The sequence below is a fragment of the uncultured Stenotrophomonas sp. genome (assembly GCF_963519925.1).
GTDB classification, from domain to species: domain Bacteria; phylum Pseudomonadota; class Gammaproteobacteria; order Xanthomonadales; family Xanthomonadaceae; genus Stenotrophomonas; species Stenotrophomonas maltophilia_AE.
Map to the genome: position 1 here is coordinate 1 of NZ_CAUQPH010000181.1, position 6,193 is coordinate 6,193.

5 protein-coding genes are annotated in these 6,193 nt (G+C 67.6%); all 5 read left to right on the forward strand.

Annotation, left to right across the window (positions count from 1 at the left end; genetic code table 11):
- Positions 1-594, forward strand: a 594-nt coding sequence (gene flgJ, locus RWO33_RS18610) for a flagellar assembly peptidoglycan hydrolase FlgJ (protein WP_314106726.1), incomplete at its 5' end; no start/stop codon positions are given.
- 8 nt (positions 595-602) lie between these two features.
- On the forward strand, positions 603-2,480 hold the full coding sequence (flgK, locus tag RWO33_RS18615) for a flagellar hook-associated protein FlgK (RefSeq protein ID WP_314106728.1): 1,878 nt from the start codon (positions 603-605) through the stop codon (positions 2,478-2,480).
- Positions 2,477-3,679: a flagellar hook-associated protein FlgL gene (flgL, locus tag RWO33_RS18620; RefSeq protein WP_314106730.1), complete on the forward strand. Its 1,203-nt coding sequence runs from the start codon at positions 2,477-2,479 to the stop codon at positions 3,677-3,679. Before flgK ends, flgL begins: the two co-directional genes overlap by 4 nt.
- 277 nt (positions 3,680-3,956) lie before the next feature.
- Positions 3,957-5,123, forward strand: a complete 1,167-nt coding sequence (locus RWO33_RS18625) for a flagellin (RefSeq protein WP_314106733.1) — start codon at positions 3,957-3,959, stop codon at positions 5,121-5,123.
- A 72-nt stretch (positions 5,124-5,195) separates the two neighbouring features.
- The coding region (locus tag RWO33_RS18630) for a flagellin (protein ID WP_314106735.1) at positions 5,196-6,193 on the forward strand (998 nt) is incomplete at its 3' end.

Consider the following 6,193-nt stretch of genomic DNA (forward strand, 5'->3'; position numbering starts at 1 on the left):
GTCGATACCCTGGCCGCCAGCACCGCAGCGGCGCAGCTCGGCCCGCACACGCCGGAAGGCTTCGTCGCCAGCATCTGGGGGCACGCGCAGCAGGCCGCCCGCGAGCTGGGCGTGGATGCCAAGGCGCTGGTCGCGCAGGCCGCACTGGAGACCGGCTGGGGCCGCAAACTGGTGCAGCGCAATGGCGGCGGCAGCTCGCACAACCTGTTCGGGATCAAGGCCAGTGGTTGGAGCGGCGAGCGCGCCACCAGCGGTACCCACGAATACGTGGATGGCGTGCGCCGCAACGAAACCGCCAGCTTCCGTGCCTATGGTTCGGTGGGCGACAGCTTCGCCGACTACGTGAAACTGCTGAAGAACAGCCCGCGCTACCAGAACGCGCTGCAGGCCGGCGCCGACGTGCGCGGCTTCGCGCAGGGACTGCAGAAGGCCGGCTACGCCACCGACCCCCGCTACGCGGCCAAGATCGCCGCGATCGCCGGCGGCCCGACCATCGAGCGCGCCATCGCCGCCGTGGGCGACGCCAGCCAGCGCCTGGGCCGCACCTTTGCCAGCACCGCCAGCCCGGCCGGGCTGGGGGCAATCCGTCGTTGAGGTAACCCATGTCCGTACTTTCCACCGGCTCCAGCGCCCTGCTCGCCTTCCAGCGCGCCTTGGCCACGACCAGCCATAACGTCGCCAACATCAACACCCCCGGCTACAGCCGGCAGAAAGTGGACTTCGCCACCGCCAGCCCGCAGAACCTGGGCTATGGCGATATCGGCAACGGCACCCGCATTACCGACGTGCGCCGCGTGGCCGACCAGCTGGCGATCTCGCGCCTGCTCGACAGCAGCGGTGAGCTGGCGCGACTGAAGCAGCTTTCTAGCATGGCCGACCGGGTGGACGCGATGTTCTCCGACACCGCCACCAATGTGTCCGGGGTGTGGTCGAACTTCTTCGACACCGTCAGCGGCCTGTCGTCGAATGCCTCGGGCACTTCCGACCGTCAGAACATGCTCGACGGCGGCAAGACCCTGGCCAGCCGCTTCCAGCAGCTCAACGGCCAGCTCGACACCCTCAATGGCGAGGTCAACAACGGGCTGATCGCCGGCGCCACCGAAGTGAACCGGCTGGCCGCGGAGATCGCCCAGCTCAACGGCGCGATCGGCAGCAACGCCAATACCGCCGCGCCCGACCTGCTCGACCGCCGCGACGCCCTGGTCGCCAACCTGATCGGCTACACCGGCGGCACCGCGGTGATCCAGGACGGCGGCTTCATGAACGTCTACACCGCCGGCGGCCAGCCGCTGGTGGTGGGCACCACGGCGAGCAAGATCACCACCGTCACCGACCCGTACCAGCCCGAGCGCCTCCAGCTGGCACTGGAAACCCAGGGCCAGAAGCTGACCCTGGACCCGAAGATCCTCGGCGGCCAGATCGGCGGCCTGCTCGAGTTCCGCGAGACCGTGCTCACCCCCACCCAGGCCGAACTGGGCAAGCTCGCCATCGGCCTGGCCAGCAGCTTCAACGAGGTGCACCGCCAGGGCGCGGACCTGTACGGCAACCTGGGCGGCGACTTCTTCAACATCGGCAGCCCGCGCGTCACCAGCAACGCCAACAACAGCGGCACCGCGCGCATGAGCGCCAGTTTCGGCGACCTGTCGAAGCTGGACGGGCAGAACGTGGTGCTGAAGTTCGACGGCAGCCAGTGGCAGGCCACCCGCGCCGACACCGGCGCCGCGATTCCGATGACCGGCACCGGCAGCGCCACCGATCCGCTGGTCATCAATGGTGTCGAACTGGTGATGAGCGGCACCCCGGCCGCCGACGACCGCATGCTGCTGCAGCCCACCGCTGGCGTCGCCGGCACGATGTCGGTGGCCATCACCGATACCTCGCGCATTGCCGCCGCCGCGCCGGTAAAGGGCAGCGCGGCGCTGTCCAACAGCGGCACCGGCAAGCTCACCGGGGTCAAGGTCACCGACCCGGCCAACCCGGCGCTGCGCACGCCGTCGGCGATCGTGTTCACCAGCGGCACCCAGTACACCCTCGACGGAAACGGTCCGTTCACCTATACCGCCGGCCAGACCATCAGCGCCAACGGCTGGAGCTTCGTGCTCGACGGTGCGCCCAAGGCCGGCGACACCTTCACCATGGGCCCTACCCCGGCCGGTTCTTCGGACAACAGCACCGCCCTGCTGCTGGCCAAGGTGGAGCAGGCCAAGGCCTTCAACGACGGCACGGTGACCCTGAGCGGTGCGCTGGGCGGGCTGACCACCCAGGTCGGCGCCGCCGCGCGCTCGGCCGACTACTCGCTGCAGGCGCAGCAGGTGATCACCGACCAGGCCCAGTCCGCCCGCGATGCGGTGTCCGGAGTCAACCTGGATGAGGAAGCCGCCGACATGCTGCGCCTGCAACAGGCCTACCAGGCGGCGTCGCAGCTGATTTCCACCGCGGACAACATGTTCCAGACCATCCTCGGAGCCGTGAGCCGATGAACAACCGCATCTCCACCGGGATGATGTTCCAGCAGTCGGTGTCGCTGATGATGGCCAAGCAGGCCAAAATGAGCCACCTGGAGCAGCAGATCGCCACCGGCCGCCGCCTGGTCACCGCCAAGGACGACCCGGTCGCCTCCGGCGCAGCCGTGGGCCTGGACCGCACCTTGGCCGCGCTGGAACGCATGGAGCTGAACGCCGGCAACGTGCAGAACCGGCTCGGTTTGCAGGAAAACGCGCTGGCCCAGGTCGGCGACATGATGGGCCGCATCACCGAACTGACCGTCTACGCCAACAATCCGGCGCTGGCGGCGTCGGACAAGCAGTCGATGGTCACGGAAATCGAAGCGATCCGCGGCAACCTGCTGGCCCTGGCCAACAGCACCGACGGCACCGGCCGCTACCTGTTCGGCGGCACCGCCGATGGCAGCCCGCCGTTCAGCCAAGTCGACGGCAAGGTGGTCTACAACGGCGACCAGAACCAGCGCCAGGTCGAAGTGGGCCCGGATACCTACGTGCTGGATGCCCTGCCCGGCAGCGAGATCTTCCTGCGCATCGGCACCGGCGATGGCCATGTGGACGGGGCCGCGCATAGCGCCAACACCGGTACCGGCGTGCTCACCAACGTGACCCGCGACGGCAGCGACAGCTGGAACGGTCAGGCCTTCAGCGTGCGCTTCACCGCAGCGGACCAGTACGAGGTGCTGGATGCCGGGGGCGCGGTGGTGTCCAGCGGCAGCATGAAGGCCGGCGACGACCTGGTGCTCAATGGCGTTCGCCTGCATATCGACGGCGTGCCCGCAGCCGGGGACCGGTTCGAGGTTGGCGCGTCCACCAGCCGCGACATCTTCAGCACCCTGGACGGGTTGATCGGCTCGCTGAAGATGGACACCGGCACGCCGGCGCAGTCGGCGGCGCAGCAGAACCTGCTGCAGGGCGGCCTGCGCGACATCGCGCGGGCGTCGGAGCGGATGATCGACTCACGCGCGGCCGGCGGCGCCCAGCTCAAGGCGCTGGACAACGCAGCGGACATGCGCGAATCGAATACGGTCACGCTCAAGGGCACCCTGTCGCAGATGCGCGACCTGGACTACGCCGATGCGATCAGCCAGTACCAGCTGGAGAGTACCGCGTTGCAGGCGGCACAGACTCTGTTCTCGCAGATGCAGCAGATGTCGTTGTTCAACGTGTTGCGCTGAGCCAGCGCTTCCCCCTTCGAAGGGCCCCCTTGGCCGCGATGCTTGTGCATCGCGGCCTTTTTCGTTTCTGGCGCCTGGGGCTGGCTGTTCAGCCACGCAGGGCGTGGCTCTACCGGCCGTCGTGGGGCCTCTGGAAACCTGAATGAAATTTCCGGCTAAAGGTTGTTGACAAAGCGCCGTTATTCATTTGGCAACCACGAAGCACACAGCCAAACAAAAACAAACGGCGGCGCTTCGTTTCATTCCAGCACCGGGATTCCAATAAGGGAGACGACCCATGGCACAGGTAATCAACACCAATACGATGTCGCTCAACGCTCAGCGCAACCTGAGCACCAGCGGCAGCTCCCTGGCCACCACCATCCAGCGCCTGTCCTCGGGTTCGCGCATCAACAGCGCCAAGGACGACGCCGCCGGCCTGGCCATCTCCGAGCGCTTCGGCACCCAGATCCGCGGCACCGACGTGGCCATCCGCAATGCCAACGACGGCATCTCGCTGGCCCAGGTCGCCGAAGGTTCGCTGAGCGAAATCGGCAACAACCTGCAGCGCGTGCGTGAACTGGCGGTGCAGGCCTCCAATGCCACCAACTCGGCCAGCGACCGCAAGGCGCTGCAGGCCGAAGTGACCCAGCTGGTCAGCGAAATCGACCGCGTCGCCAAGCAGTCCGACTTCAACGGCACCAAGCTGCTGGACGGCAGCTTCACCAGCCAGCTGTTCCAGGTCGGCGCCAACGCCGGCCAGGCCATCGCCATCAACAACGTGGTCGACGCCAAGGCCAGCTCGCTGGGCAATGCCAAGTTCGCCCCGCCGGTGAGCAGCACCGCCGATGTGGCCACCATCACCGACCTGACCGGCGTCACCATCAACGGCGTCACCATCGGCACCATCAGCGGCACCACCACCGCCGAGTTCGCCGCCTCCGCTGCCGCCCAGATCAACAACCAGATCGGCGAAGCCGGTGTCTACGCCGAAGTGGTCACCACTGCCGGCACCCCGGACACCCACCGCCTGAAGCTCACCTCGGTGCAGGCCGACCGCGACCTGGTCATCACCGGCGCGGCCCAGCTCAGCTTCGCCAATTCCACCGTCGCCGCCCCCAGTGCCGTCGCCGCCACCGCGACCGGCGAAGTGGTCAAGGGCCTGGACGTGTCGACCTACGTCGGCGCGCAGAAGGCGCTGGAAGTGGTCGACAAGGCGCTGGAATCGGTCAACAGCGTGCGCGCCGACCTCGGTGCGATCCAGAACCGCTTCACCTCCGTTGTCGCCAACCTGCAGACCTCCTCGGAGAACCTGTCCGCCTCGCGCAGCCGCATCCGCGATACCGACTTCGCCAAGGAAACCGCAGAACTGACCCGCACCCAGATCCTGCAGCAGGCCGGCACGGCCATGCTGGCCCAGGCCAACCAGGTGCCCCAGAACGTGCTCAGCCTGCTGCAGCGCTGACATGAGCCGCTCCTGAAGCACGTCTCGAGCGTCTGAACCCATACACGTGCATCCGCTCAAGGACCTCTCCTAATGGCACAAGTCATCAACACCAACACGATGTCGTTGAATGCTCAGCGCAACCTGAGCACCAGCGGCAGCTCCCTGGCCACCACCATCCAGCGCCTGTCCTCGGGTTCGCGCATCAACAGCGCCAAGGACGACGCCGCCGGCCTGGCCATCTCCGAGCGCTTCGGCACCCAGATCCGCGGCACCGACGTGGCCATCCGCAATGCCAACGACGGCATCTCGCTGGCCCAGGTCGCCGAAGGTTCGCTGAGCGAAATCGGCAACAACCTGCAGCGCGTGCGTGAACTGGCGGTGCAGGCCTCCAATGCCACCAACTCGGCCAGCGACCGCAAGGCGCTGCAGGCCGAAGTGACCCAGCTGGTCAGCGAAATCGACCGCGTCGCCAAGCAGTCGGACTTCAACGGCACCAAGCTGCTGGACGGTTCGTTCTCCAGCCAGCTGTTCCAGGTCGGCGCCAACGCCGGCCAGGCCATCGCCATCGACAAGGTGGTGGATGCCCGCGCCGGTTCGCTCGGCACCAGCACCTTCGCCACCGGCGCCACCGCGGCGATCGGCGCCATCGCCGCCGACGCACGCTTCAGCGGCACCGTGATGGGGGTTGACATCGGCACCGTGGAAGTGAAGAGCGGCGCCAGCGTCGGCGACGCGGCCAAGGCCGTGGCCACCGCGATCAACGGCAAGATCGGCGAATCCGGGATCTACGCAGAAGCCAACACCGACGGCACCCTGAAGCTGTCGTCGGTGAAGGAAGGCAAGGCCGTGGTCGCCGCCGACATCGCCCTGACCCGCAGCAACTACCAGGCCGCCACCAGCGACTGGTCTGCCGCCGCCGCCACCAGCGCATACACCGCCGGTACCGCAACGGCCAGCAACGCGCAGAAGCTGGACGTCAGCTCGGTGCTGGGCGCGCAGCAGGCGCTGGAAGTGGTCGACAAGGCGCTGGGTTCGATCAACAGCACCCGCGCCGACCTGGGTGCGGTGCAGAACCGCTTCACCTCGGT

Excerpts from the sequence above, each read along its gene's own strand:
- flgK (WP_314106728.1), top strand. The coding sequence starts at position 603 with ATGTCCGTACTTTCCACCGGCTCCAGCGCCCTGCTCGCCTTCCAGCGC.
- flgL (WP_314106730.1), top strand. The coding sequence starts at position 2,477 with ATGAACAACCGCATCTCCACCGGGATGATGTTCCAGCAGTCGGTGTCG.
- RWO33_RS18625 (WP_314106733.1), top strand. The coding sequence starts at position 3,957 with ATGGCACAGGTAATCAACACCAATACGATGTCGCTCAACGCTCAGCGC.